The following is a 23,166-nucleotide window of genomic DNA, read 5'->3' as shown; positions in this document are numbered from 1 at the left end:
TTCCTCCTATTAATAAAAAACCCTTAGCTCAGAAAGAACTAAGGGTTTTTTTACTATTCGAGTGACAATACCCACTCAGCCATTGCTGAAACATTTTCTTCCGGAACAAGTCCGCCCGGCATAGCGCCTCTACCATTCAGCAGGACGTCTTCCACTTCTTCCTGTGGCATATCAAGACCGATCAATGATGGTCCCATGCCGCCTTCATAGCTTGAACCGTGGCAGGAAATACAGTTTTGCTGTGCGTGAGCTTCAGGATCGAAAGCAGTATCGCCTTCGCCTTCGTCGCCAGAACCGTCATCAGTCGGCTCTTCTTCTCCACCGCCGGAACCGCCTTCTTCTTCGCTTGCATGCTCTTCAGCAATTTCATCCTGGTTATTGGCACCTTCCAATGATAAAAAGAAGATCAGACCGATACCAAACGCCATGATTAAGATATAAGGTACAATTGCATTTTTTTGCATCCGTTACCCCTCCTTCTTCTAGTTCTGCTTATGATACTATGCGTAACATTCATTATTGTACTGCATTCCAAGCAAAACGAAAAGCCAAAACGGAGATAATTTGACTGATTGTGACAAATTCAGCAATTTAACAGCCAATTTGCCGCGCAATCACCATTCGCTGGATTTCAGAAGTTCCTTCCCCGATTTCCAACAGTTTGGCATCACGCATATAGCGTTCCACTTCATATTCTTTCATATAGCCATAGCCGCCATGGATTTGTATCGCTTCATCCGCTACTTCCATGGAAATTTCAGAAGCGTATAATTTGGCCATCGACGCCTCTTTTGTAAATGGCCGTCCCTGGTCTTTCAGCCAGGCAGCTTTGTAGACCATATTGCGCGCCAATTCGATTTTCATTGCCATATCCGCCAGTTTAAACTGTGTGATTTGAAACTCGGACAGCGTCTTGCCAAACTGTTTGCGTTCTTTTGAGTACCGCAATGCCCGGTCAAATGCGGCTTGCGCAATTCCGACACCCATTGCTGCAATTCCGATGCGGCCGCCATCCAATGTCGCCATAAACTGCTTAAACCCCTGCCCCCGTTTACCCAGCAGGTTTTCCTTCGGTACCCGTACATTGTCGAGAACCAGCTCCGTCGTATTGGATGCGTTAAGCCCCATTTTCTCGTAGTTGTCGATGATGGTAAAACCTTCCGCGTCGGTCGGTACAATAATTGCACTGATCTCTTTTTTGCCGCCTTCCATTCCCGTAATTGCCGTCAATGCCAAATGATTGGCGTAGCTGGCGTTGGTGATATAGACTTTTGATCCGTTGATGACCCAGTCATCACCATCTTCTGTGGCACGCGTCTGTGTACCCCCTGCATCAGACCCGGCATTTGGTTCCGTCAAACCGAACGCGCCAAACGACTCGCCTTTGCAGATCGGTGTCAAATAACGCTGTTTCTGCTGTTCTGTGCCAAACAAATTCAACGGCGCCCCGCCCAGGGAAATATGTGCGGAATAGGTGATCCCTGTGGAAGCGCAAGCTCGGCTCAATTCTTCTGTCACAATGGCAAAACTGGTCGTGTCCGCTCCTGCTCCGCCATATTTTTCATCAAACGGCAATCCCATCATCCCCATGTCGGAAAGCTGTTTGAAGATATCTGCCGGAAACTCCTTTGAGCGGTCACGATCCACTGCCCCCGGAGCCACCACTTCGTCTGCAAATTCTTTAATGGTCTTTTTGATCATCTGCTGTTCCTGTGTCAAATCAAAGTTCATCTCATTACATCCCCTTTGTGTTGAATGCGCTTACATTCCCCATTATATAGGAAGAATTTCAATAAACTCAAGCATAAGTAAAAGTTTATAGCCGGTTGCCGGAAGGATAGACCATTAAAAAAAACCGCCCTTCATGATGTCAGCCGGAAGGATAGACCATTAAAAAAAACCGCCCTTCATGATGTCATGAGAGCGGCGGATTTTATTCCAAAAAGTCTTTCAGGCGTTTGCTTCGCGAAGGATGGCGAAGCTTGCGGAGTGCTTTTGCTTCGATTTGACGGATGCGTTCGCGCGTCACACCAAATACCTTGCCCACTTCCTCGAGTGTCCGTGTGCGTCCATCGTCCAGGCCAAAGCGCAGGCGAAGTACGTTTTCTTCACGGTCGGTCAGCGTATCCAGTACATCTTCCAATTGCTCTTTCAACAGTTCATAGGCTGCATGGTCAGAAGGGGATTGCGCATCAGAGTCTTCGATGAAATCTCCCAGATGTGAATCATCTTCCTCGCCGATTGGTGTTTCAAGCGACACTGGTTCCTGAGCAATTTTCAGGATTTCACGTACTTTCTCAGGCTGCAGGTCCATTTCTTCCCCAATTTCCTCCGGGGATGGTTCACGTCCCAGATCCTGCAGCAATTGGCGCTGGACCCGAATCAGTTTGTTGATGGTTTCGACCATATGCACGGGGATCCGGATGGTGCGCGCCTGGTCGGCAATGGCACGTGTGATGGCTTGACGGATCCACCAGGTGGCGTACGTACTGAACTTGAACCCTTTGGAGTAATCGAACTTTTCAACCGCTTTGATCAGACCCATATTCCCTTCCTGAATCAGATCCAGGAACAGCATTCCGCGTCCGACATAGCGTTTCGCGATGCTGACCACCAATCGCAGGTTGGCTTCTGCCAGACGCTTTTTGGCTTCTTCATCGCCCTGTTCGATCAGTTTGGCCAAACGGACTTCTTCTTCAGCTTTCAGCAAGTCGACACGGCCGATTTCTTTCAGGTACATCCGTACCGGGTCGTTGATCTTTACGCCCGGTGGAACACTCAAATCGTTCAAGTCGAACTTTTCTTCGGTTGGTTTCATGAGACGATCCAAATGTTCTTCATCATCGGTTTTTCGTTCAAGGTCGATGCCATGGCCTTCCAACTGATCAATAAATTCTTCCACTTGGTCAGACTCTAATTCAAAAATAGCCAATTTGTCAGCAATTTGTTCATAATTCAATTCACCTGTTTTTTTCCCTGCTTCAATCAGCTGCTTTTTTGCTTCTTCTACAGATGTTTCAGGACCTTCGGTAACCAAAGGGACATTTCGTGCTTCAACTTCGTTTGGACGTTCAGACTTTTCAGCCATGTTGCTTCCTCCTTTAAAAAACCGGTAATAACTTACAATGATTTCCGCAAAGCAATCACTTCTTGAGCAAGGACTAAAGCGCGTTTCAAATCATGTTGCTTTTCCGCTTCCTTGGATTGCTGTAGTTTCAATTCAATTTGCTGCTCGACCCGATGCTTTTCCAGATGCTTTAAACAATCGGCAATTTCTTCTTCTGCGTGTTCGGGGTCGCGTTCAGACAGCGCGGTCTCCATCACAATTTTTCTTAGATCATTGTCTTTCAGCGTTTCCAGAAAATGATGGAAATCCGCTTTTTCCCACTCTTCGTAAAATCCGATCAGCTGAACATACAAGGTCTGAAATTCTTCGCTGATAAAAGGGATTCCCTCCCGGTCAGCGATCAGTTTATCCATCACTTGCGGATCTGCCAGTGCATGCGCAAACAGCAGCCTTTCCGCCCTGTGCAATGAAGTGATGCGCTTGGATTCTTTTTTGGCAACATTTTCAACCGGCTTTTCAGGGCGGCTTCTGCCAATTGATTTATTTTCCAATTTTCGGTACTGTTGCAAAATCGCTTCTTCCGATAAACCCGTTTCGCCTGATAACTGCTTGATGTACAAATCACGCTCGATGGGCGTTGAACGGCCAGCCAACAGCTGCAACACTTCCTGTATATACTGCAACAGGTCATTTTCGTATTGAAAATTTTTATGCCTGCGGGCGTGCATCATGGCAAATGCGATAAATGCATGCGGTTTTCCGATAATCCGTTCTTGAAAAGCTTCCGCGCCTTGTTCCCGGATAAAATCATCAGGATCCATCTTTCCCGGGAGCACAGCAACTTCCACTTTGAAATTTTCTTCATTTAATGCGATAGCAGCTCTTTTGGCCGCTTCCCAACCGGCGTCATCGCCGTCAAAACAGATGACGACTTCCTGTGCAAAACGTTTCATCTTCCGGATATGATGAGCGGTTAGAGAAGTGCCCATGGTGGCCAGCGCATTGTGGACTCCGGCCTTGCCAGCCGCAATGACGTCCATAAACCCTTCGAACAGGACGATTTTCCGGTTCTTCCTGATCGCATTACGGGCTTGATGAACGTTATAAAGCACCTGGCTTTTCTGGAAAATCGGAGACTCCGGGCTGTTCATGTATTTCGCTTCCTGCTTCGACTGTTCCAGCACCCTGCCGGAAAACGCAATGACTTTTCCATTTTCATTCATGATCGGAAACATGATCCGGCCACGGAAACGGTCAAAAAATCCATTGGACTGTTCCCGTTCGATCGCCAGACCACTTGTCACTAATTCCTCTTCGCTGAAGCCTTTTCTCTGCAGGGCCGTCGCCATGTAATTCCATTCCGGCAGTGACCAGCCGATGCGGTTTTTTTCAATCATTTCATGCGTAAATCCCCGGCTTTCCAGATAATCAAGAGCTGATTGTCCTTCTTCGGTGTTCATCAATATATGATGGTACATTTCAGCAGCAAACTCGTGCATCGAAATCAGCTGTTGATCACTTTTGCTTGCTGCCGGAGAAGAATCTTCAGGATTGCTGTTGATTTCAACTTCAATTCCTGCACGGCTCCCGAGTCTCGCTAAAGCGTCCTGAAATGATATATTTTCAATGTCCATCAGAAAAGTGATGACATTTCCACCGGCACCACAACCGAAACAGTGAAAGATCTGCTTATCAGCTGTTACAGAAAATGACGGTGTACTTTCTCCGTGGAATGGGCAAAGGCCAAACCAGTTTCGGCCTCTTTTTGTTAATTGGACATATTCCCCGACAAGGTCTACGATATCCGTGGATGAACGGACTTTTTCAATCACTTCTTCAGGAACTCTAGTAGACACTTTATCACCATCTTTAGTTTGCTTAACTTATTTAATTCGTGATGCTCAGACAAATTCCTTCATCTTTCAAGAAAAAGATGCAGACAGAAAACGCCTGATACATAGCTTTAGCCACAATTCTTCATTATAAAACGTTTTTGTGGAAAAATCTATAAAAACGTTTGGCACCCGTAGTTTTTTTGCAGTTCTTCAGTGGAAATATTCCAGCGCGCTGCTGTACAGATGAATTTAGTCCAGTCACGGAACACTGGAGGCATGAGACAACTTTTTGGCTTTCACGACAAAAATAAGAAAACCGCCTTTGCAGGTGGTTTTCCCGACTTATTATTTCAGTTTGGCCAAAATCAGATTGGCGGTTTCTTCTACCGCCCGGTTCGTAACATCCAATACTTCACAGCCCATTTTATCGACAACTTTATGGAAATGCGTAATCTCTTCCCGAATTCTATCCATCTGTGCATAATTGGCGTCGTCGTTCAACCCGAGTGCGATAAGCCGCTCTTTTCGGATATGATTCAGCTTTTCAGGAGAAATGACCAGGCCGAAACATTTTGATGGATCCACCTTGAACAACTCTTCCGGTGGATCGACTTCCGGAACGAGTGGCACATTGGCCACTTTCAAACGCTTATGTGCCAAATACTGCGATAAAGGGGTTTTTGAAGTTCTCGATATCCCCACCAGTACAATATCGGCCAGCAATATCCCCCGGGGGTCCCTTCCGTCATCATATTTAACGGCAAATTCAATGGCCTCGACTTTCTGGAAATAATCATCATCCAATTTCCGCACTAAACCTGCCTCTCCAATAGGAGCCATTTCCAGCTCATTTTCAAGGGCATCCATCAGGGGACCCATCAAATCGACAGCAGGCACATCATGCCTCTTTGTAGCACTTGTCAGGTAGGTACGCAATTCCCGTGACACAAGCGTATAGACGATAAATGCCTCCTGGCTGCTGGCAAGCTTGATGATCTCCTGCAGTTGCTGGACGGAATCGATATAGGGAAACCGCTTCATTACAGCATTCTGGTCTGCATTTAAGTATTGGCTGATTGCCGCTTTGGCGACAAGTTCTCCTGTTTCTCCGACCGAATCGGAAACGATAAACAAACGGAGTGGATTCATTTTGTGCACCTCACAATTCATGGCTTTCTGACAGCGATAAAAATGCCCGTGTAATGTTTGTCTTAGTCAATCTGCCGATCACTTTCAGCCCTTCCGGATGTTCCTGGACCACCGGCAAAGCGTCGATCTGCCGGTTGATCAAGCGGGTTGCCGCTTTTATGAGGGAATCATTCTTCATGCAATATGTGATATTCGGCATTCTCGTCATAATAATATGTACCGGTATGGTAGTTAAGTCCTGCTTCCCTAAGCTTGTGCGAAGCAGGTCCTTTCTGGACAACACACCTGTCAGGCAGGCGTTTTTGTCAACAACGAACAAAGTGCCGACATCATCCAAAAACATTTGGCTGATGGCATCATATACATTGACATCTTCTCTGACAACAATCGGGATGGATTGAAAATCCTTCACTTTCATATTGTTCATTGTATCAGTAATATCTGACCCCGGCTTTTTGCCGGAATAAAAATAGCCTACACGCGGACGTGCATCCAAAAACCCAGCCATGGTCAAAATGGCTAAATCCGGCCGCAATGTGGCGCGTGTTAAGTTCAGTCGGTCAGCTATCTGCTCACCCGTAATCGGACCATTGCCTTTGACGATCCGCAATATTTCTTCCTGCCGTTTATTGAGTTCGATCGGACTCACCGCCTCAAAATATGTTATACTCAATGATGATTATTATATACTAATTAACGCCATATTGCGAAGAAAACAATGCCATGCTACAATACTAAAGAATTGAATACGAGGCATTGAAGGATGAATAAGTACTGCACAATCAGCGAGCGGGGACAGTGGAAGCCCGCACCAGCAGGAAACGGCAATCTGGAGCCATATTATCTTAAGTGGGCTGCATCCGCAGCCAATCGGGGTGGAACCGCGGGTCTTAACGTACTCGTCCTCGGACATGATGTCCGGGACGGGTACGATTTTTTTATTTTATGGAGGTAATGACATGTCAAAAGGTAAGTCTATGGAAAATGTAGTAGCGCTAGCAAAGCATCGGGGATTTGTATTCCCGGGCTCAGAAATTTACGGTGGTTTGGCGAACACATGGGATTACGGTCCTTTAGGCGTCGAATTGAAAAACAACATTAAAAAAGCTTGGTGGAAAAAGTTTGTTCAGGAATCACCACATAACGTCGGATTGGACGCCTCCATCCTGATGAATCCGCAAACGTGGGTAGCATCCGGCCACGTCGGCAACTTCAATGACCCGATGATCGACTGCAAAAGCTGCAAAACACGCCATCGTGCAGATAAATTGATTGAAAATGCACTCGATGAAAAAGGCATCGAAATGATTGTTGACGGATTGTCTTTTGAAAGAATGGCTGAACTGATCGAAGAGCACAATATCAAATGCCCAACGTGCGGCGCTCATGATTACACAGAAATCCGCCAGTTCAACCTGATGTTCAAGACGTTCCAGGGGGTAACGGAATCTTCCACCAATGAAATCTTTTTACGCCCGGAAACCGCCCAGGGGATTTTTGTCAACTACAAAAATGTCCAGCGCTCGATGCGGAAAAAAATGCCGTTCGGAATTGCTCAAATCGGCAAAAGTTTCCGTAATGAGATCACACCGGGGAACTTCACTTTCCGCACACGCGAATTTGAACAAATGGAACTGGAATTTTTCTGCAAGCCTGGAGAAGACCTTGAATGGTTTGCCTACTGGCGTGACTTCTGCAAGAACTGGCTGCTGTCACTTGATATTACAGAAGACAATATCCGCCTTCGTGATCACGATGAAGACGAATTGTCCCATTACTCGAATGCGACCACTGACATCGAATACCGGTTCCCATTCGGCTGGGGCGAATTATGGGGCGTAGCTGACCGCACCGATTTCGACTTGAAACGTCATATGGAACATTCGGGAGAGGACTTCAACTACATCGATCCGATCACCAACGAACGTTTTGTCCCTTACTGCATCGAACCTTCGCTGGGAGCGGACCGTGTGACGCTGGCTTTCCTGGTGGATGCCTACGGTGAAGAGGAATTGGACAACGATGATACGCGTACCGTGTTGAAGTTCCATCCGGCACTGGCACCGATCAAAGCAGCCATTCTGCCATTGTCCAAAAAGCTGTCGGACGGTGCAAGCGAAATCTTCGCCGACTTGTCGAAACACTTCATGGTGGAATATGACGAGTCCCAGTCCATCGGGAAACGGTATCGCCGGCAGGATGAAATCGGCACACCTTTTTGCATCACTTATGATTTCGATTCCGTAGAAGATGGCCAGGTGACGGTGCGCCACCGTGATTCTATGGAGCAGGTGCGTATGCCGATTGCTGAAGTGCAGGCATACATTGAAAAGCACATTCAATTTTAAGCATTCCAAAAGCGCTGCCTCCAGGTCTAGAGGCAGCGCTTGAGACTGTCGAGAAATCTCGCCAGTAACATTTCGCTCCAGGCGGACGCTTTCCGCGGGCATGGCTTGAGCCTCCTCCTACGCTTCGCTTCGTGTGGGGTCTCAAGCTCATGCTATCCCCGCAGGAAAGGCATTGGCCGAAAGTAATTCGGTCAATGCCTTTGCGACGAAGCAGCGGAGCGATGCAGGAGCACAGGGTTTTTGCGCAGCTGGTTTGCGGAATATCGGGTTGCTGAACCGTTTCTCAACAAGCTGAAGCGCTGCCTCCAGGTCTGGAGGCAGCGCTTTTTTTGGTTTATTGCCATGAGCTGGCAGACAGTATGGCATCCCAGTCGGACAATGAATAAAGCATACGACAAAAAAGATGACCCGCAACCGCATATTCAGCGGTCTTTCGGATCATCTCCTGGTTTATTCGGCAAAAATTCCGGCGTACGTTCCAACTGTTCCAGGAAATTACGTGATTTCAAACGGATTCCCGCCTGTTCTTCGTAAATGGTCCGGACAATCTGCTTCAGCAATGTTTTGGATTCTTTCTTCAATGTCAAGGAACCGACCCGTTCGATCGGCACGAAAAAAAAGGTTCGGATCAGCTTTACCAGCGCCGGACTCAGGCGGATGATATAACGGTCCACATGAAAACACCGATGGCACAGAAACCCCAGTTCCTGAAACGAAAAAGCAAATTCACCTTCAGTGGCGCCACAACTGGCGCATTGGTGCAACGTGGGAGTCAGCCCTGCAGATGGAAGCATTTTCCACTCCACGAACAATGTAATCGCTTCCGGATCGTATCCTTCTTCTATGGCATGCAAGGCCTGATAAAGCATGGCGTATATTCCTTGCTGCGGTTCATCCTGTTCGGTCAGACGATCAATCAGCTCCGTTATATAACTGGCATATGCAGTGGACAGAATGTCTTCCCGTATATGACGCAGCGACTCCAGTTGGTCTCCTGTTTGAAGCGTTCCCATTCCTTTGCCTTTAAAGACAGAAAATGTTCCGTGTGTAAACGGTTGTGTAATGGCTGCCAAACGGCTCGATGGTTTTTTCGCACCTCTTGCCATGCAGGTGATTTTTCCTGCTTCTTTGGTGAACAAGGTCACTATTTTATTTGTTTCACCGTAAGGACGCGTACGGATAACAATTCCTTCCAATTGATTCAACATAGGAGACTACTCCTTAATATTCATCGTCTCTGAAGCCAAAATCACGCAAATGCATGGATTTGTTGCGCCAATCTTTCTGGACTTTCACCCACAGCTCCAAATAAACTTTTGAGCCGAGCAGGTTTTGGATATCGGCTCGTGCACGGCTGCCGATTTCTTTCAGCAACGCCCCTTTTTTGCCGATGACAATCCCTTTTTGGGAATCACGTTCCACCATGATTGTCGCCTGCACACGGATCATATTCTCATTGTCGCTGTCAGGTGCGATTTTTTCAATGACAACCGCAATGGAATGCGGAATTTCTTCACGCGTCAAATGCAGCGCCTTTTCACGGATCAGTTCCGAGATGATGAAGCGTTCAGGGTGATCCGTCACCTGGTCAGCCGGGTAGTATTGAGGTCCTTCCGGTAGACGTTCTTCAATCTTTTTCAGCAGATTTTCCACGTTATTGCCCTGCAAGGCGGAAATGGGGATCGCTTCTGCAAAATCGAATTCCTGGCGATAGGACTCGATGATTTTCGGCAGTTCATCCGGATGAACCTGGTCGATTTTGTTAAGAACCAGAAATACCGGCACATCGACCCCTTTCAGCATTTCCAAAACGTACCGGTCCTGCTTACCGACACGATCAGCGGCACTGACCACAAACAATAGGACATCCACTTCCCTGAATGTATTTTTGGCCACTTTCAACATGAAGTCACCCAGTTTATGGCGCGGCTCATTGATGCCCGGTGTATCGATGAAAACCATTTGACTGGAATCGTTCGTCACAACCCCCTGCACTTTGTTTCGGGTGGTTTGAGGCTTGTCGCTCATGATGGCAATTTTCTGCCCCACTACACGGTTGAGGAACGTCGATTTCCCAACATTCGGTCGCCCGATGATGGAAATGAACCCTGATTTATAACCTTTATTTTCTGGCTGCATACTTTAAATCCTCCGTTGAAAAAGCACCCGGCAGCAACTGGCTGACCGTTGTTTCTTTGACTTTTCCGTTTAAATTTGTCAAATAGACCGGCATATCCGGATCACAAAATTCAGCAATCACTTGCCTGCAGGCACCGCATGGTGAAACCGGCCCTTCTGTGTCAGCGGCAACCGCGAGTGAAGCAAAAGACCTTTCGCCTTCAGATACCGCTTTGAAGATAGCTGTGCGCTCTGCGCAATTGGCCATGGAATATGCGGCATTTTCAATGTTGACGCCATGGTAAAGTTTGCCGTCAGCAGTTTCAAGTACGGCACCTACCGGAAATTTCGAATACGGCACATATGCCCGTTCGCGAATCTGTATCGCTTCTTGCATCAATTTTTCTTTGTCCATTCACACTCACCTCAGTCATTTTAAAACCACTTGGGTACAAATAGTAGTAATCCAATTATAGCACTTGCCACGGCAAATACCAAAACGGCGCCTGCTGCCATGTCTTTTGCCTGCTTGGCAAGCGGATGAAACTCAGGGGTCACCAGGTCCACCACCCGTTCGATGGCTGAGTTCATCAATTCCAGCGAAATCATTCCACCGATTAAAACGATGACCACAAGCCATTCGGCATAGCTTAAACCGGTTGCTCCTCCTGCAATCATTACAACAGCTGCAGCCAATAAGTGCATTCGCATGTTCTGCTCGCGTTTAACCGCCTCCACAATGCCTTCTGCGGCAAATTTGAAAGAACGGAAAAACCTACTCGCTTTCATGGTGATCACGTGTAATTCCAAGAGAGGCCAGAATCTCTTCTTGTCTGGAAAACATCTTTTTCTCATCCTGTTCATTCATGTGATCATAACCAAGCAGATGCAGGAAGCCATGAACCGCTAAAAATGCCAATTCCCGTTCAAACGAATGGCCATAGTCGTTTGCCTGTTCTTTTGTCCGTTCCAGAGAGATGATGATATCCCCGAGCATCCGCGGTTCCAGGGATCCGACGATTTCCATCTCACCTTCCCCCAGCTCTTCCATCGCGAAAGAAATAACATCCGTCGGCTGGTCTTTGCCGCGGTATTCTTTATTGATCTCCCGGATCTCATTGTTTGTCACGAAGGTGACCGATACTTCTGCAGCTCCTACCTGCTCTTCCAAAGCAGCATGCTGCAGAACTTTTTCCACCAACTGCAGCTCCTTATCAGTTAAGGAAGCTGTCTCGTCCATAAGGTCAATCGAAAGCATGCTGTTTCCTCCCATCAATTTGTTCTTTCGGGTATTCAATTCTGCTGTGGAAAATGCCATTCAGCGTTTCGCACATAATGGCTTTGATTTTCTTCAATTCTTTCATTGTCAGGTCGCATTCGTCAAACTGTCCATCTTTTAGTTTATCTTCTATAATGGCTGCCACCAAATTTTTTATCTTTTCTGTCGTCGGTTCTTTCATTGAACGGACAGCAGCTTCCAGGCTGTCGGCAATGCAAATGATGGCAATTTCTTTGGTTTGGGGCTTAGGGCCTTCATAACGATAGGACTGCTCAGCCACAGCTGGATTTCTTTCTTTTGCTTTATGGTAAAAATACTTTAACAGGCTGGTGCCGTGATGCTGCGCTGCGATATCAACAATTTCTTTCGGCATTTTGTATTCTCTCAGCATTTCTGCTCCCCGCCTGCCGTGGGCCAGGATAATGTCCCGGCTTTCTTCCGGCGGAAGCGAGTCATGCGGATTGGCACCATTAAACTGATTCTCAATGAAATACTGCGGCAATTCCGTTTTCCCGATATCATGGTAATAGCAGCCGACACGTGCCAGCAAACCATTGGCCCCAACGGCTTCACAGGCTGCGTCCGCCAGGTTGGCGACCATTACACTGTGATGATAAGTCCCCGGTGTCTCTGTCAGAATTTTTTTCAGCAGCGGATGATTCGGATTGGAGAGCTCGATGAGGCGCATCGTCGATAGCAAGCCGAATGCCGTCTCAAAAAACGGCAGCAGCCCGATAGTCAAAGCACCCGATAACAAGCCTGAAACAACCGCTGCCGTTAGGTAAAACGCAATTTCCGACCAATCATACTGGCTTTGGCCGACAAGAATATAAAAACCGATAAACAGAACGTTCACGATTGCCACCGCTAAACTGGTCTGCAGCAGCTGAAGCCGCCGGTCGTCCTGTTCGATCAAGTAAATGCCTGTGAGCCCCCCAAAGAGGATATACAAGGCGATGTCCATCTGAAGTGTTGCGGCATATCCGCCTTCGAGCATCATTCCGGCACTTGCGGCAATCAAAAAAGTCACCAGCACAGCCAGCCGTTCATTGGTCAATAAGCGCATGATCATTCCAGCCATCGCTGTCGGAAATAAAAAAGCGATGACTGTATCGAAATTGTCACTGACTGCACTGATTAACTGCATCAGTGCCAAAGAGATAACCAATACCAGTGCAATGACCATCAAAGCCAGCCGCTTGTTCCGCTCTTTTGACTCGTAACGCTGCGTCACCAGAAGCAACAGCAGCATCGCCAATAACACAAACAGACCCAATCCGGCCAGTGGCTTGAGGGTTGTCTGCTCTTCAGTCATTCCTGCCAATTCCAATTGGCGATATATTTCCTTGTCGATCACTTGCCCTTCCTGTACCAGCACCTGTCCTTTTAAAATGCGTGTCGGCTCGATGCTTGCCCGCGCCTGTTCGGCTTGCGCTTTGGTCAATTCTTCGTTCACTGTTTCGTTCGGGATGAGGCCAAAGCGGACAATTGACACCGCTGCCTGCAGAACGGAGGATGGAATTTTGTCACTTTCCCTGACTTCCTGCTCGACTCCGTTTCTTGCGTTCGACAATTGCTCTTCCCTTATTGGATTCCCAAGACGGCTTTCCACGATTTCTGTCAGTTCTTCCTGCACATTTTCAATCGCTCCATCAGGGATTGATAATAAAGCACGAAGCATTTCATCTGTCAACCGCAGACCGTTTTCACTGGTTTCCATCAGACGGAGATTCTCCTGAAGCTCAGTTACCATCATGCTCATGTCGGCTCCGTCTTCCTGGTCAGCCATTTCTTTCGCTTCCTGCACATAACCGAATAAAGATTCAATAACAGCCGCCTGATTGCCGGCAATTTCATCATTAAAGTGATAGCTCGGGGAAACTTCAGCTGCAGCCCGCTCTCTTTCCTGCTCTGTTTTCACCGGATCCTCCACTGTCTTGGCGGACCGGATGGTCTCTTCTGAAAGCTGAAACAATTGCGGATTGTATGTATCACTTTTTACAGAACTGTACAAAAAGGCATAAAGTATAAGTCCTGTCAGCAGAGCTAACGCGATGGCAAATGCTTTATACCCGGTATTTATGTAAATATTTCTCATCCACTGGCGCATATGATCACCTCACTCTTTGTAAATCCATCATATCAAGTTGCGGGTGCGATTTCACTTTATATTTCAAATTTTTACAAATTATTCGATATGCAAGGAAACTTATTTGGCAGTCAAATAAAAAAACCAGTCATTCACGATGACTGGTTTTCATATGCTTCAATGATTTTTGCAACAAGCGGATGGCGGACAACATCTCCACTTTCGAGGTACTGAAAATGGATGCCACGCACTCCCTGCAGCACTGTTTCAGAAGCAATCAATCCCGATTCAGCTCCTCGGGGCAAATCAATCTGCGTCTTATCGCCTGTAATGACCATTTTGGAACCAAAACCCAGGCGGGTCAAAAACATCTTCATCTGTGCTTTTGTCGTATTTTGAGCTTCATCCAAAATGACAAAAGCTTCATCGAGTGTGCGTCCCCGCATATAAGCAAGCGGTGCCACTTCAATGGTTCCCCGTTCAATCATACGGTTGGTTTGCTCGAGCCCCAACACATCATGCAAAGCATCGTACAGAGGGCGCAGATAAGGATCCACTTTCTCTTTCAAATCGCCCGGCAAGAAGCCAAGGCTTTCACCCGCCTCCACAGCGGGACGTGTCAGGATAATCCGTTTCACCTGTCCGTTCTTCAACGCTTGCACAGCCATGACAACCGCTAAATACGTTTTTCCTGTTCCGGCAGGACCAATGCCAAAAACAAGGTCCCTGCTGCGCATGGCATGGATATAATGACGCTGGCCAATCGTTTTGGCCCGAATCACTTTGCCAGTGGCATTTCTCGCCACTTCTTCTTCGTACAGCTCCGCAAAATATTCAATGGTTCCAGCTTTGGCCATCTCGATCGCCGATACGATGTCCCGCTGATCGATGTTGATGCCTTTGCGGATCACTTTCAGTAATTGTTCTATCAATAATTTCCCGGTCTCTTTGTTTTCTTCAGACCCCGAAAGACGGATGGTTTCACCACGGGTAATAATTTGAATATCGAGCGCTTCTTCAATCAATGTCATGTGATTATCCGAAATTCCCAAAAGCAATACCGCTTCATTTGGATCTTTCACATGCAGTTCAAGTAATTGGTTTTCAGTCATGCAGACTCTCCTTGGAATCGAGTATTTACTACTAATTACTCTATCATTAAAAGCAAAGTCCTGTAAATTAATTTCTCCTTGTCTTTGTTTACATAACAATATTATAAACATAAAAATCCAGCCGCTGAAGGCGACTGGATTTGATTAACGTCTTTTGGATTTCGGCGGCATTAAGATTTCCGCCAGTATAATTCCTCTTTGGACATCTTCATTGGACAATGGCAGCAATTCTTCGCTTTCAGCCGGTTCCGGCTTTCTGACTGCAGAGCGGTGTTGGTGAGCGCTCAATCTCCCGGTAGTCAAGTCGTCGGTTTTTTTCACCGCTTCTTTTGCCGCTTGCTTGGCTGTCTGCCTGGCAGGCTGGCTGAGCGGCTTTTTTTCCACCACTTCTTCGATTTTCCGGTTGACTTGGTCTTTCCGATCGGTCTGGCCATTCATTTGAGCCTGGAATTCTCCGTAGATTTCCTTGGCATAATCCTCAACCCGTTTGAACCTTTTTTGATCGGAATTGCCTTTGGTGGGACGCCGGGGCTTTTCATCGCCTTCGTCGCCGCCTTTATTTTTAAAGAAAGCGCCGATCGCCATGATGATCAGTCCGAAAATAAGTGGTTCCAAACAAAAAACCTCCCTTATGGATCAATGTGATCATCTGTCATCGGAAGAATTGGCTTTGTCCGTTCCTGTTTTGGCGATGGAATCGCGCATGCCTGTGTCAGCCTGCACGTTTTTGTAATTCACATAATCCATCACGCCGATATTCCCCGAACGGAGCGCCTCGGACATCGCAAGTGGCACTTCAGCTTCGGCTTCAACAACTTTCGATCTCATTTCCACAACTTTTGCTTTCATTTCCTGTTCACTTGCAACAGCCATAGCACGTCGTTCTTCCGCTTTTGCCTGTGCAATTTTCTTATCTGCATCCGCTTGTTCTGTCTGCAATTCGGCACCGATGTTTTTGCCGATATCCACATCGGCGATATCAATTGACAGAATCTCAAATGCTGTACCGGAATCGAGACCTTTGCCCAATACCGTCTGAGAAATCAAATCCGGGTTTTCCAAAACTTTTTTATGGCTCGAACTGGAACCCAGTGTAGAGACAATCCCTTCACCCACACGGGCTACGATTGTGTCTTCACCGGCACCACCGACCAGGCGATCGATATTGGCGCGCACAGTGATTCTCGCTTTTGCTTTCACTTCAATCCCGTCCATCGCGACACCAGCAATAAACGGTGTTTCAATGACTTTCGGATTGACGGACATTTGGACGGCTTCCAAGACATCGCGGCCAGCCAAGTCGATGGCAGCTGCACGCTCGAACGGCAGTTCAATGTTGGCACGGTGGGCTGCAATCAACGCATTCACGACACGGTCCACGTTTCCTCCTGCCAGATAATGGCTTTCCAACTGGTTGATCTGGACAGATAACCCCGCCTTTGAAGCTTTGATGAGCGGATTTACGATACGCGATGGAATAACACGGCGCAGCCTCATTCCGATCAGGGTGAAAATGCTGATTTTAACGCCGGCAGCTACTGCTGAAATCCACAATGTAACCGGTACAAATGTGAAAAAAATAGCAAACAGGATGATAATCCCGATAATAACTGCCACTAACCCGATGACTCCCAATTCAATCCCCATGCTCTTACTCCTCCTCTTCTTGTTCAAGTTCGCGCACTACAATCCGCGAACCTTCCACCTTAATAATCTTAACACGCTTACCTGAACCGATGAAGCGGCCTTCTGAAACCGCATCAATTCGTTCATCCAGCAGCTTGATTGTACCAGATGGGCGGAGAGCTGTTACTGTTTCAGCCATTTGTCCAACCAGTTCCGGACGGTTAACGGTCGAAACATAGCCACTTTCCGTATCCGTCGCATCTGTCAAAATGACTCTTTTGAATAAATGAAGCCGTTTGCCAAAAAATTTCAACGAAATCACCGTCCCCCCTATAGCTACAATAAGCGCAATAAGCAGTGAAATGGCAGTGAATCCCATATCCTCCCCTGTCAACAGGATGCTGGTGACTATAGCAGCAATCCCGAAAAAGCCGATAACTCCTCCTGGTATAAAAATCTCAACAAAGAGCAGGCCCAGGCCGATGACAAGCAAGATAACGGATCCATAGCCCATTGCCCCTTCGATCATGTGTCCGTAGAAATACAGCAGGAGCGAAAAAAGGCCGACAAACGCAGGTACAGGTCCTGGTGTAAACATCGACAACAGGATTCCAAGTGCTGCAATTGACAATAAAATCGGTATAACGAAAGGGTTGGTTAAAAATTGGCCCAGCATTTCACTGAAGCCTTTATTTTCCATTGCAGGTGCAGCATACACTGCCAATAAGGTCACACCATCCATTTCGGTCCCAGCTGTCAGGTGACCGCTGGCGGAAACATCGCTGTGAGATATTGACAGTAACAGGCCTGCTGCCAACACCAGGCCAACAGCAAGAGTGATTTTAATCCTGCGCAAAAGAACCCCTCCTTTCGTTAAACCGTTTCTATATTTACGGATGAACAGGTGAATGGTTTCATTATCCGCTTCATAATTTATTATAGAGGAATGCCATCAGAATCACGAAAGAATGCGCTTACAAAAGTATAAAAGAAACCGGCTGTACGTTTATCCGTACAGCCGGTGATGCTATCAGTCATATGTGAAAATAGCTCGATTTTAAAGTAAGGTCAATTAGAATTTGCGTTTACGCGCAGCTTCTGATTTCAGTTTACGTTTTACGCTTGGCTTATCGTAATACTCGCGCTTTCTTACCTCTTGCATTGTCCCGGATTTAGAAACAGTGCGTTTGAAGCGGCGAAGAGCATCTTCAATTGATTCGTTTTTACGAACATTTGTTTTTGTCATCTCTTTTTCCCTCCCTCCGAACACACGTTACAGCATATAACCACACGTGTTATATACTTTAAAATTATAGCGTGGCTTGAACCGTAAGTCAATAGTTAATAATCGGATTGTGAAGACAGTCCCTGCATGATTTGAGCCCCTGAACTGGCGCCGATTCTTGTTGCGCCGGCGTCAACCATCGACTGAAGATCCTCCAGGCTTCTGACGCCTCCGGACGCTTTGACACCCAATTCAGCTCCTACCGTTTCACGCATCAGCTTAACATCCTCGACAGTCGCACCGCCGGTTGAGAAACCCGTGGACGTTTTTACAAAATCGGCTCCGGCTTGTTTGGCGAGGCGGCAGGCCTCAACTTTTTCTTCGTCTGTCAATAGGCTTGTTTCGATGATCACTTTGACGATGGCGTGGCCTTTCGCCGCCTTCACTACTGCTTCAATATCGTTTTTCACCTGCTCAGTGTTTCCGCTTTTTAAGGCTCCGATGTTGATGACCATGTCAATTTCGCCGGCGCCTTTTGAAATGGCATCTGTTGTTTCAAATGCTTTTGTTTCAGAAGTTGAAGCTCCGAGCGGGAAACCGATTACTGTGCAGACTTTCACTTTGCTGTCCTGCAGTTCGGATGCGGCAGTTTCCACCCATGCCGGATTGACGCAGACTGATGCAAATTCATATTGAGCCGCTTCCTTACAAAGCTTTATGATCTGCTCTTTAGTCGATTCTGCTTTCAATAATGTATGGTCGATGTACGAGGCGATATTTGTCATTGTTAATGCTCCAATCTGTTGATATATATGTTGAACAAAAGAATGACCTTTTATCTAACGCTTCGGCGCTTTGGACATGACTCCCGCAATAAGCCGAGAAGACCACTCGTCTTATTGCTCCGTCCAGTCCGGAGGCGCGCCGGCGCTGAGAGAAGTCACTAAAGATATGGAGCAAAACAGCGAAGCTAGCGCAGCGATGCAGAGACAGGAGCACGGGTTTTGGCAGTAGGCAGCGCGACGTCCTGTCGCGCCTACTGCATGACCCACATTCTGTGGGCCCGCAAGCGCAGCTGTTTTGCGGAATATCGATAAGTAAAAATCATTAGTTCAACTTATATAGCTTGAGTTTTTATACAGTCATTTCTTCCATAACCCGGACGAATTGCCCTTCATTATAAGGGTAGCCCGCTTTTACGATCTTCACTTTGATGATTTTGCCGATCAATGATTCGTCTCCCGGAACCACAACTTTCAGGTAGTTGTCGGTATAACCTTCGACCATATGGCCTTCCATATTGTCCTTGGACAATTCTTCCGGAATGATTTCCATCAATTCCCCTTCAAAGCGGGAAGCATATTCTTTGGCCAATTGGTCGTTCAACGAAATCAGCCGGTGAACCCGTTCATTTTTCACTTCTTCGTCCACCTGATCTTCCATACGGGCTGCAGGTGTACCTGTCCGCTGCGAATAAGGGAATACATGGAGTTCCGAAAATTTATGGTCATGGATGAAATTGTAGGTATCCATGAATTCTTCTTCGGTTTCTCCTGGAAATCCGACAATGACATCCGACGTGATTGCCAGTTCCGGCAGCGCCTTGCGCAGCTGATTGAGGCGGTCAGCGAAAAATTCCATCGTATATTTTCTTCTCATACGCTTCAATACAGTGTCTGATCCTGATTGAATCGGGATGTGCAGATGGCGCACCACGATATTCGATTCGCGCAGTACGTCAATCACTTCATCGGTCAACTGGCTCGCTTCGATGGACGAAATCCGGAGCCGCTTCAAGCCGGTGACCTGTGATTCCAGATCCCGTAGAAGCTGCGCCAGGTTGTAATTTTTCAAATCTTCTCCGTAACCGCCTGTGTGGATTCCAGTCAGGACAATCTCCTGATATCCGGCGTCCACCAATTGTTGCGCCTGACGGACGACCTCCTGGGGATCTCTTGAACGCATTAAACCGCGAGCCCAAGGGATGATGCAGAACGTGCAAAAGTTGTTGCAGCCTTCTTGGATTTTCAAAGAAGCCCGTGTGCGATCTGTAAAGGACGGAACATCGAGTTCTTCGTAAACGCGATTTTTCATGATGTTGCCGACCGCATTGATCGGCTGGCGCTGTTCTTTGTATTGTTCAATATACGACAGCAGCTTGGTACGATCCTGTGTGCCGACGACAATATCCACTCCCGGAATCGCCATGATTTCAGCCGGTGATGTCTGGGCATAACAGCCAGTGACGCAGATGACAGCATCAGGATTTTTGCGCACAGCTCTCCGGATCACCTGGCGGCTTTTTTTGTCGCCAGTATTGGTCACTGTGCAAGTATTGATGACGTAGACGTCTGCATGCTGGTCAAATTCTCCGCGGCTGTACCCTTGGTCCTTAAACAACTGCCAAATTGCTTCTGTTTCATAATGATTCACTTTACATCCTAACGTATGGAACGCTACTGTTGACATAAGTGGCCACCTCTTTCATTCAAATTCATAGGAGATTGCAGACAAGGCGTATAAAGGTGCAGTCTCTGTGCGTAAAATCCGCGGTCCTAAAGCCACAAAAACAGCCCCAGCTTCTTTTAGAAGAGAAACTTCCTGTTCCGAAATGCCGCCTTCTGGTCCAAAAATGATAAGGATTGAGCTTTTATCATACAATGTTTCGAGTACTTCGGCAAATCGCGTTCGCTTGGATTCCCGTGCTTTTTCTTCGTATGCCACAAGCACCGTATCAAAAGAGGAAGCGGCTTTGAGCAGTTCAGGAAAACGGTGAATCGTATATATTTCCGGAATGTGCATCCGGTGTGATTGCTCAGCCGCTTCCTTTGCGATTTTTTGCAGACGCAACCTTTTTTTCTCGCTTTTCGCTGCATCCCATTTGACGATGGAACGCTCCGCTTCAAAAGGAATCAATGCGAACATCCCGAGTTCCGTTGATTTTTGCGTAATCAGATCCAATTTATCGCCTTTTGGCAGTCCGCAGGCAATCGTCACTTGTTTCGGCATTTCTGTATGTTGAACCAGTTCTTCCTGCAACCGTATTTCCACATCCCTGTCAGCGGATTCAATTTCCGAAAGAAATGCCCGGTTCTCTATTACGGCAATAATGTTGTCCTTAGGTCCCAGACGCATAACTTTGGCGATGTGCTTTGCATCATCGCCAGTTATCGTCACCATTCGGTTGTCGGGAACTTTGCCTTCAATAAAATATCGTTGCATCGTTGCACCCCGTTATTCCGGTTTTTTTGAAATGATCGTGACCCAGTCTTCCATCATCATCACGTCTTCAATGATAAATCCTGAAGCTTCCAGAGCATTTTTGACATCTGTTTTCTTGGCCGTAATGATACCCGAAGTAATGTAGCGCCCTCCCGGTTTCACCACTTGAAATGCATCATCGGTAAAAGACATGATGATTTCAGCAAGAATATTCGCCACTACAACGTCGCCCGGTTCATCGACAGTATCCAGCAAATTGCCATGGACGACTTTTACTGTGTCCTGCACTTTGTTCAGTTTGACATTCAATCCAGCCGCCTTGACCGCAATTTCATCCAAATCCAGTGCGTGAACCTGCCCTGCTTCAAGCAAGGCAGCACCAATGGAGAGAACACCGGATCCAGTGCCCACATCTATGATTCGGTCGCCGGGTTTCACAGTCTTCTCAAGCGCCTGCAGACTCATGACCGTTGTCGGGTGAGTCCCTGTCCCGAACGCCATGCCGGGATCCAGTTCGATGATCAATTCATCGCTGTCCACCGGCTCATATATTTCCCATGTTGGCACAATGGTGAAACGTTTCGAGATTTTGACCGGATGGTAATATTTCTTCCATGCAGTCGCCCACTCTTCTTCATTCACTTCACTGATTGTAATGACATTGGCACCAAGATTAATATCAAAAGCCACCAGATTATTGATTGCCAGTTTGATCGCTTCTACCGTCTCACCCAAAAAGCTGTTGACGGGCAGATACGCTTTCAGAACGACGCCTTCTTTCGGAAAATCATCCGGGTTCAGCGACCAGATCTCTCCAAATTGGTCTTCTCTTGCTTTCATTAAATCTTCCGAGTCTTCTATGACAACTCCACTGGCACCTGCTTCATGCAGGATATTGGAAACAGATTCAATCGCTTCGTTTGTCGTATGAACGGACAGTTCCGACCATTTCATGCGCAACCAGCTCCTTTACTCACCTTTGATCGTCCGCTTGATCTTATCAAATAACGAACTGCTTTGTTCTTCTGGAATATCACCGCTGATTTCAGCAAATTCACGGAGCAATTGCTTTTGCTTTTCGTTCAATTTTGTCGGTACTTTCACTCGGATAATGATGTGCTGGTCGCCAACACCATATCCGTGCACATTTTTAACACCTTTGCCTTTCAGACGGAATCTCGCTCCGCTTTGAGTACCCGCCGGAATCTTCAGCTTCACTTTCCCGGAAACGGTCGGCACTTCGATGTCGTCGCCCAATGCAGCCTGCGCAAACGTAATCGGCAAGTCCAGGTAGATATCATCGCCTTCACGTTCAAATTGTTTATGCGGTTTGACACGGAATACGACATATAAATCGCCGGCCGGTCCACCATTAACTCCTGGTCCGCCTTGTCCTGCGACACGCAGCTGCTGTCCATCATCCACTCCTGCAGGGATCGTGACTTTGATCTTTCTGAGTTTGCGGACTGTTCCTTCGCCGCGGCATGTCCGGCATTTCTCTTCAATAATTTCACCGGATCCCTGGCAATGATGGCAGGCTCTCCGGTTGACCATGCGCCCAAAAGGTGTATCCTGTGCCACATTCAACTGGCCGGTACCTTCACAGTAAGAACATGTTTTCTTTTTCGTTCCGGGTTTTGCTCCAGACCCATCACATGTTTCACACGTTTCGTCTCGTGGTATTTCAACTTCCGTGTCTTTTCCGAATACGGCGTCCATAAAATCAATATTCATGGAATATTGCAGGTCGTCCCCTTTTCTCGGTGCATTCGGGTCACGGCGTCTTGTGCCGCCACCGAAAAATGTACTGAATATATCTTCGAAACCGAAACCGTCTGCTCCGCCGCCGAAGCCGCCAAAGCCCTGGTTTGGATCCTGATGGCCAAACTGATCGTATTGCGCCCGTTTCTGATCGTCACTCAATACTTCATACGCTTCTTTTACTTCCTGGAATTTCTCAGAAGCATCCGCGTCTTTGTTGATATCCGGATGGAATTTTTTTGAAAGCTTCCGGTAAGCTTTTTTGATTTCTTCTTTGGAAGCTGTTTTTTCCACTCCCAATACCTCATAATAATCTCGTTTATTCATCGGCTCAC

At 47.1% G+C, this 23,166-nt stretch carries 23 protein-coding genes; 1 reads left to right on the top strand and 22 read right to left on the bottom strand.

The genetic code is table 11. The annotated features are described in order from the left end of the window. Nucleotides 1–53 precede the first annotated feature (53 nt). The 6 genes from cccA to ccpN form a co-directional block, all read right to left on the bottom strand. The gene (gene cccA / locus EEX84_RS01375; protein ID WP_123163781.1) at nucleotides 54–464 is read right to left on the bottom strand and encodes a cytochrome c550; all 411 of its coding nucleotides are present in this window, start codon (nucleotides 462–464) and stop codon (nucleotides 54–56) included. Nucleotides 465–591: 127 nt separating this feature from the next. Beyond that, complete coding sequence (locus tag EEX84_RS01370) at nucleotides 592–1,731, bottom strand: acyl-CoA dehydrogenase (protein ID WP_123163780.1); 1,140 nt, start codon at nucleotides 1,729–1,731, stop codon at nucleotides 592–594. A 202-nt stretch (nucleotides 1,732–1,933) separates the two neighbouring features. Further along, nucleotides 1,934–3,088, bottom strand: a complete 1,155-nt coding sequence (gene rpoD, locus EEX84_RS01365; protein ID WP_123163779.1) for an RNA polymerase sigma factor RpoD — start codon at nucleotides 3,086–3,088, stop codon at nucleotides 1,934–1,936. A 32-nt stretch (nucleotides 3,089–3,120) separates the two neighbouring features. Continuing rightward, nucleotides 3,121–4,923, bottom strand: coding sequence for a DNA primase (gene dnaG / locus EEX84_RS01360; protein WP_123163778.1), 1,803 nt, complete (start codon nucleotides 4,921–4,923; stop codon nucleotides 3,121–3,123). A 324-nt stretch (nucleotides 4,924–5,247) separates the two neighbouring features. Continuing rightward, a complete protein-coding gene (locus tag EEX84_RS01355) occupies nucleotides 5,248–6,051 on the bottom strand; it encodes a pyruvate, water dikinase regulatory protein (RefSeq protein WP_123163777.1) in 804 nt (267 codons plus the stop codon). Between the two features lie 10 nt (nucleotides 6,052–6,061). After that, nucleotides 6,062–6,700, bottom strand: a complete 639-nt coding sequence (gene ccpN, locus EEX84_RS01350) for a transcriptional regulator CcpN (RefSeq protein WP_123163776.1) — start codon at nucleotides 6,698–6,700, stop codon at nucleotides 6,062–6,064. A 310-nt stretch (nucleotides 6,701–7,010) separates the two neighbouring features. Here ccpN and EEX84_RS01340 point away from each other — a divergent pair, with 310 nt between their 5' ends. After that, nucleotides 7,011–8,399: a glycine--tRNA ligase gene (locus tag EEX84_RS01340; protein WP_123163774.1), complete on the top strand. Its 1,389-nt coding sequence runs from the start codon at nucleotides 7,011–7,013 to the stop codon at nucleotides 8,397–8,399. Between the two features lie 422 nt (nucleotides 8,400–8,821). Here EEX84_RS01340 and recO read toward each other — a convergent pair whose 3' ends face one another. The 16 genes from recO to dnaJ all read right to left on the bottom strand — a co-directional run bounded on the left by recO (nucleotide 8,822) and on the right by dnaJ (nucleotide 23,158). Beyond that, on the bottom strand, nucleotides 8,822–9,607 hold the full coding sequence (recO, locus tag EEX84_RS01330; protein ID WP_123163772.1) for a DNA repair protein RecO: 786 nt from the start codon (nucleotides 9,605–9,607) through the stop codon (nucleotides 8,822–8,824). A 13-nt stretch (nucleotides 9,608–9,620) separates the two neighbouring features. Then, the gene (gene era, locus EEX84_RS01325; protein ID WP_123163771.1) at nucleotides 9,621–10,538 is read right to left on the bottom strand and encodes a GTPase Era; all 918 of its coding nucleotides are present in this window, start codon (nucleotides 10,536–10,538) and stop codon (nucleotides 9,621–9,623) included. Further along, a complete protein-coding gene (locus EEX84_RS01320; RefSeq protein ID WP_123163770.1) occupies nucleotides 10,522–10,932 on the bottom strand; it encodes a cytidine deaminase in 411 nt (136 codons plus the stop codon). The genes era and EEX84_RS01320 overlap by 17 nt, the downstream gene beginning before the upstream one ends. Before the next feature lie 20 nt (nucleotides 10,933–10,952). Then, complete coding sequence (locus tag EEX84_RS01315) at nucleotides 10,953–11,306, bottom strand: diacylglycerol kinase family protein (protein WP_123163769.1); 354 nt, start codon at nucleotides 11,304–11,306, stop codon at nucleotides 10,953–10,955. Continuing rightward, complete coding sequence (gene ybeY / locus EEX84_RS01310) at nucleotides 11,293–11,775, bottom strand: rRNA maturation RNase YbeY (RefSeq protein ID WP_123163768.1); 483 nt, start codon at nucleotides 11,773–11,775, stop codon at nucleotides 11,293–11,295. Before ybeY ends, EEX84_RS01315 begins: the two co-directional genes overlap by 14 nt. Further along, nucleotides 11,762–13,906 (bottom strand): HD family phosphohydrolase, encoded by a 2,145-nt coding sequence (locus EEX84_RS01305; RefSeq protein ID WP_123163767.1) that lies wholly within the window; start codon nucleotides 13,904–13,906, stop codon nucleotides 11,762–11,764. Before EEX84_RS01305 ends, ybeY begins: the two co-directional genes overlap by 14 nt. 131 nt (nucleotides 13,907–14,037) lie before the next feature. After that, nucleotides 14,038–14,997 (bottom strand): PhoH family protein, encoded by a 960-nt coding sequence (locus EEX84_RS01300; RefSeq protein WP_123163766.1) that lies wholly within the window; start codon nucleotides 14,995–14,997, stop codon nucleotides 14,038–14,040. Nucleotides 14,998–15,141: 144 nt separating this feature from the next. Beyond that, on the bottom strand, nucleotides 15,142–15,612 hold the full coding sequence (locus EEX84_RS01295; protein ID WP_123163765.1) for a hypothetical protein: 471 nt from the start codon (nucleotides 15,610–15,612) through the stop codon (nucleotides 15,142–15,144). Between the two features lie 30 nt (nucleotides 15,613–15,642). Continuing rightward, nucleotides 15,643–16,644: a flotillin-like protein FloA gene (gene floA, locus EEX84_RS01290; protein WP_123163764.1), complete on the bottom strand. Its 1,002-nt coding sequence runs from the start codon at nucleotides 16,642–16,644 to the stop codon at nucleotides 15,643–15,645. Between the two features lie 4 nt (nucleotides 16,645–16,648). Beyond that, complete coding sequence (locus EEX84_RS01285) at nucleotides 16,649–17,479, bottom strand: NfeD family protein (protein WP_240033894.1); 831 nt, start codon at nucleotides 17,477–17,479, stop codon at nucleotides 16,649–16,651. 216 nt (nucleotides 17,480–17,695) lie between these two features. Further along, nucleotides 17,696–17,869, bottom strand: a complete 174-nt coding sequence (gene rpsU / locus EEX84_RS01280) for a 30S ribosomal protein S21 (RefSeq protein ID WP_112232367.1) — start codon at nucleotides 17,867–17,869, stop codon at nucleotides 17,696–17,698. 95 nt (nucleotides 17,870–17,964) lie between these two features. Then, entirely contained in the window at nucleotides 17,965–18,633 is a 669-nt protein-coding gene (gene deoC / locus EEX84_RS01275; protein ID WP_123163763.1) for a deoxyribose-phosphate aldolase, read from the bottom strand. Between the two features lie 349 nt (nucleotides 18,634–18,982). After that, nucleotides 18,983–20,317, bottom strand: coding sequence for a tRNA (N(6)-L-threonylcarbamoyladenosine(37)-C(2))-methylthiotransferase MtaB (gene mtaB, locus EEX84_RS01270; protein ID WP_123163762.1), 1,335 nt, complete (start codon nucleotides 20,315–20,317; stop codon nucleotides 18,983–18,985). 15 nt (nucleotides 20,318–20,332) lie between these two features. Next, nucleotides 20,333–21,070 carry a 16S rRNA (uracil(1498)-N(3))-methyltransferase gene (locus EEX84_RS01265; RefSeq protein WP_123163761.1) on the bottom strand — a complete coding sequence of 246 codons (738 nt, stop codon included), beginning with the start codon at nucleotides 21,068–21,070 and terminating at the stop codon, nucleotides 20,333–20,335. 12 nt (nucleotides 21,071–21,082) lie between these two features. Then, nucleotides 21,083–22,024 (bottom strand): 50S ribosomal protein L11 methyltransferase, encoded by a 942-nt coding sequence (gene prmA, locus EEX84_RS01260; RefSeq protein ID WP_123163760.1) that lies wholly within the window; start codon nucleotides 22,022–22,024, stop codon nucleotides 21,083–21,085. Between the two features lie 15 nt (nucleotides 22,025–22,039). Then, nucleotides 22,040–23,158, bottom strand: coding sequence for a molecular chaperone DnaJ (gene dnaJ, locus EEX84_RS01255; protein WP_123163759.1), 1,119 nt, complete (start codon nucleotides 23,156–23,158; stop codon nucleotides 22,040–22,042). Nucleotides 23,159–23,166: the final 8 nt, after the last annotated feature.

It is taken from the genome of Planococcus salinus, from assembly GCF_003719725.1.
GTDB lineage: Bacteria > Bacillota > Bacilli > Bacillales_A > Planococcaceae > Planococcus > Planococcus salinus.
The sequence above is the reverse complement of the archived record's forward strand: the minus strand, read 5'-3'. Positions and strand labels throughout refer to the sequence as shown.

Coding starts and splice junctions, on each gene's coding strand:
- mtaB (WP_123163762.1), bottom strand. CDS start 20,317: ATGTCAACAGTAGCGTTCCATACGTTAGGATGTAAAGTGAATCATTAT.
- cccA (WP_123163781.1), bottom strand. CDS start 464: ATGCAAAAAAATGCAATTGTACCTTATATCTTAATCATGGCGTTTGGT.
- rpoD (WP_123163779.1), bottom strand. CDS start 3,088: ATGGCTGAAAAGTCTGAACGTCCAAACGAAGTTGAAGCACGAAATGTC.
- EEX84_RS01320 (WP_123163770.1), bottom strand. CDS start 10,932: ATGGACAAAGAAAAATTGATGCAAGAAGCGATACAGATTCGCGAACGG.
- EEX84_RS01305 (WP_123163767.1), bottom strand. CDS start 13,906: ATGCGCCAGTGGATGAGAAATATTTACATAAATACCGGGTATAAAGCA.
- deoC (WP_123163763.1), bottom strand. CDS start 18,633: ATGACAAATATCGCCTCGTACATCGACCATACATTATTGAAAGCAGAA.
- recO (WP_123163772.1), bottom strand. CDS start 9,607: ATGTTGAATCAATTGGAAGGAATTGTTATCCGTACGCGTCCTTACGGT.
- dnaJ (WP_123163759.1), bottom strand. CDS start 23,158: ATGAATAAACGAGATTATTATGAGGTATTGGGAGTGGAAAAAACAGCT.
- ybeY (WP_123163768.1), bottom strand. CDS start 11,775: ATGCTTTCGATTGACCTTATGGACGAGACAGCTTCCTTAACTGATAAG.
- EEX84_RS01355 (WP_123163777.1), bottom strand. CDS start 6,051: ATGAATCCACTCCGTTTGTTTATCGTTTCCGATTCGGTCGGAGAAACA.
- era (WP_123163771.1), bottom strand. CDS start 10,538: ATGCAGCCAGAAAATAAAGGTTATAAATCAGGGTTCATTTCCATCATC.
- EEX84_RS01370 (WP_123163780.1), bottom strand. CDS start 1,731: ATGAACTTTGATTTGACACAGGAACAGCAGATGATCAAAAAGACCATT.
- EEX84_RS01340 (WP_123163774.1), top strand. CDS start 7,011: ATGTCAAAAGGTAAGTCTATGGAAAATGTAGTAGCGCTAGCAAAGCAT.
- EEX84_RS01300 (WP_123163766.1), bottom strand. CDS start 14,997: ATGACTGAAAACCAATTACTTGAACTGCATGTGAAAGATCCAAATGAA.
- prmA (WP_123163760.1), bottom strand. CDS start 22,024: ATGAAATGGTCGGAACTGTCCGTTCATACGACAAACGAAGCGATTGAA.
- EEX84_RS01265 (WP_123163761.1), bottom strand. CDS start 21,070: ATGCAACGATATTTTATTGAAGGCAAAGTTCCCGACAACCGAATGGTG.
- floA (WP_123163764.1), bottom strand. CDS start 16,644: ATGGGGATTGAATTGGGAGTCATCGGGTTAGTGGCAGTTATTATCGGG.
- EEX84_RS01315 (WP_123163769.1), bottom strand. CDS start 11,306: ATGAAAGCGAGTAGGTTTTTCCGTTCTTTCAAATTTGCCGCAGAAGGC.
- rpsU (WP_112232367.1), bottom strand. CDS start 17,869: ATGACAAAAACAAATGTTCGTAAAAACGAATCAATTGAAGATGCTCTT.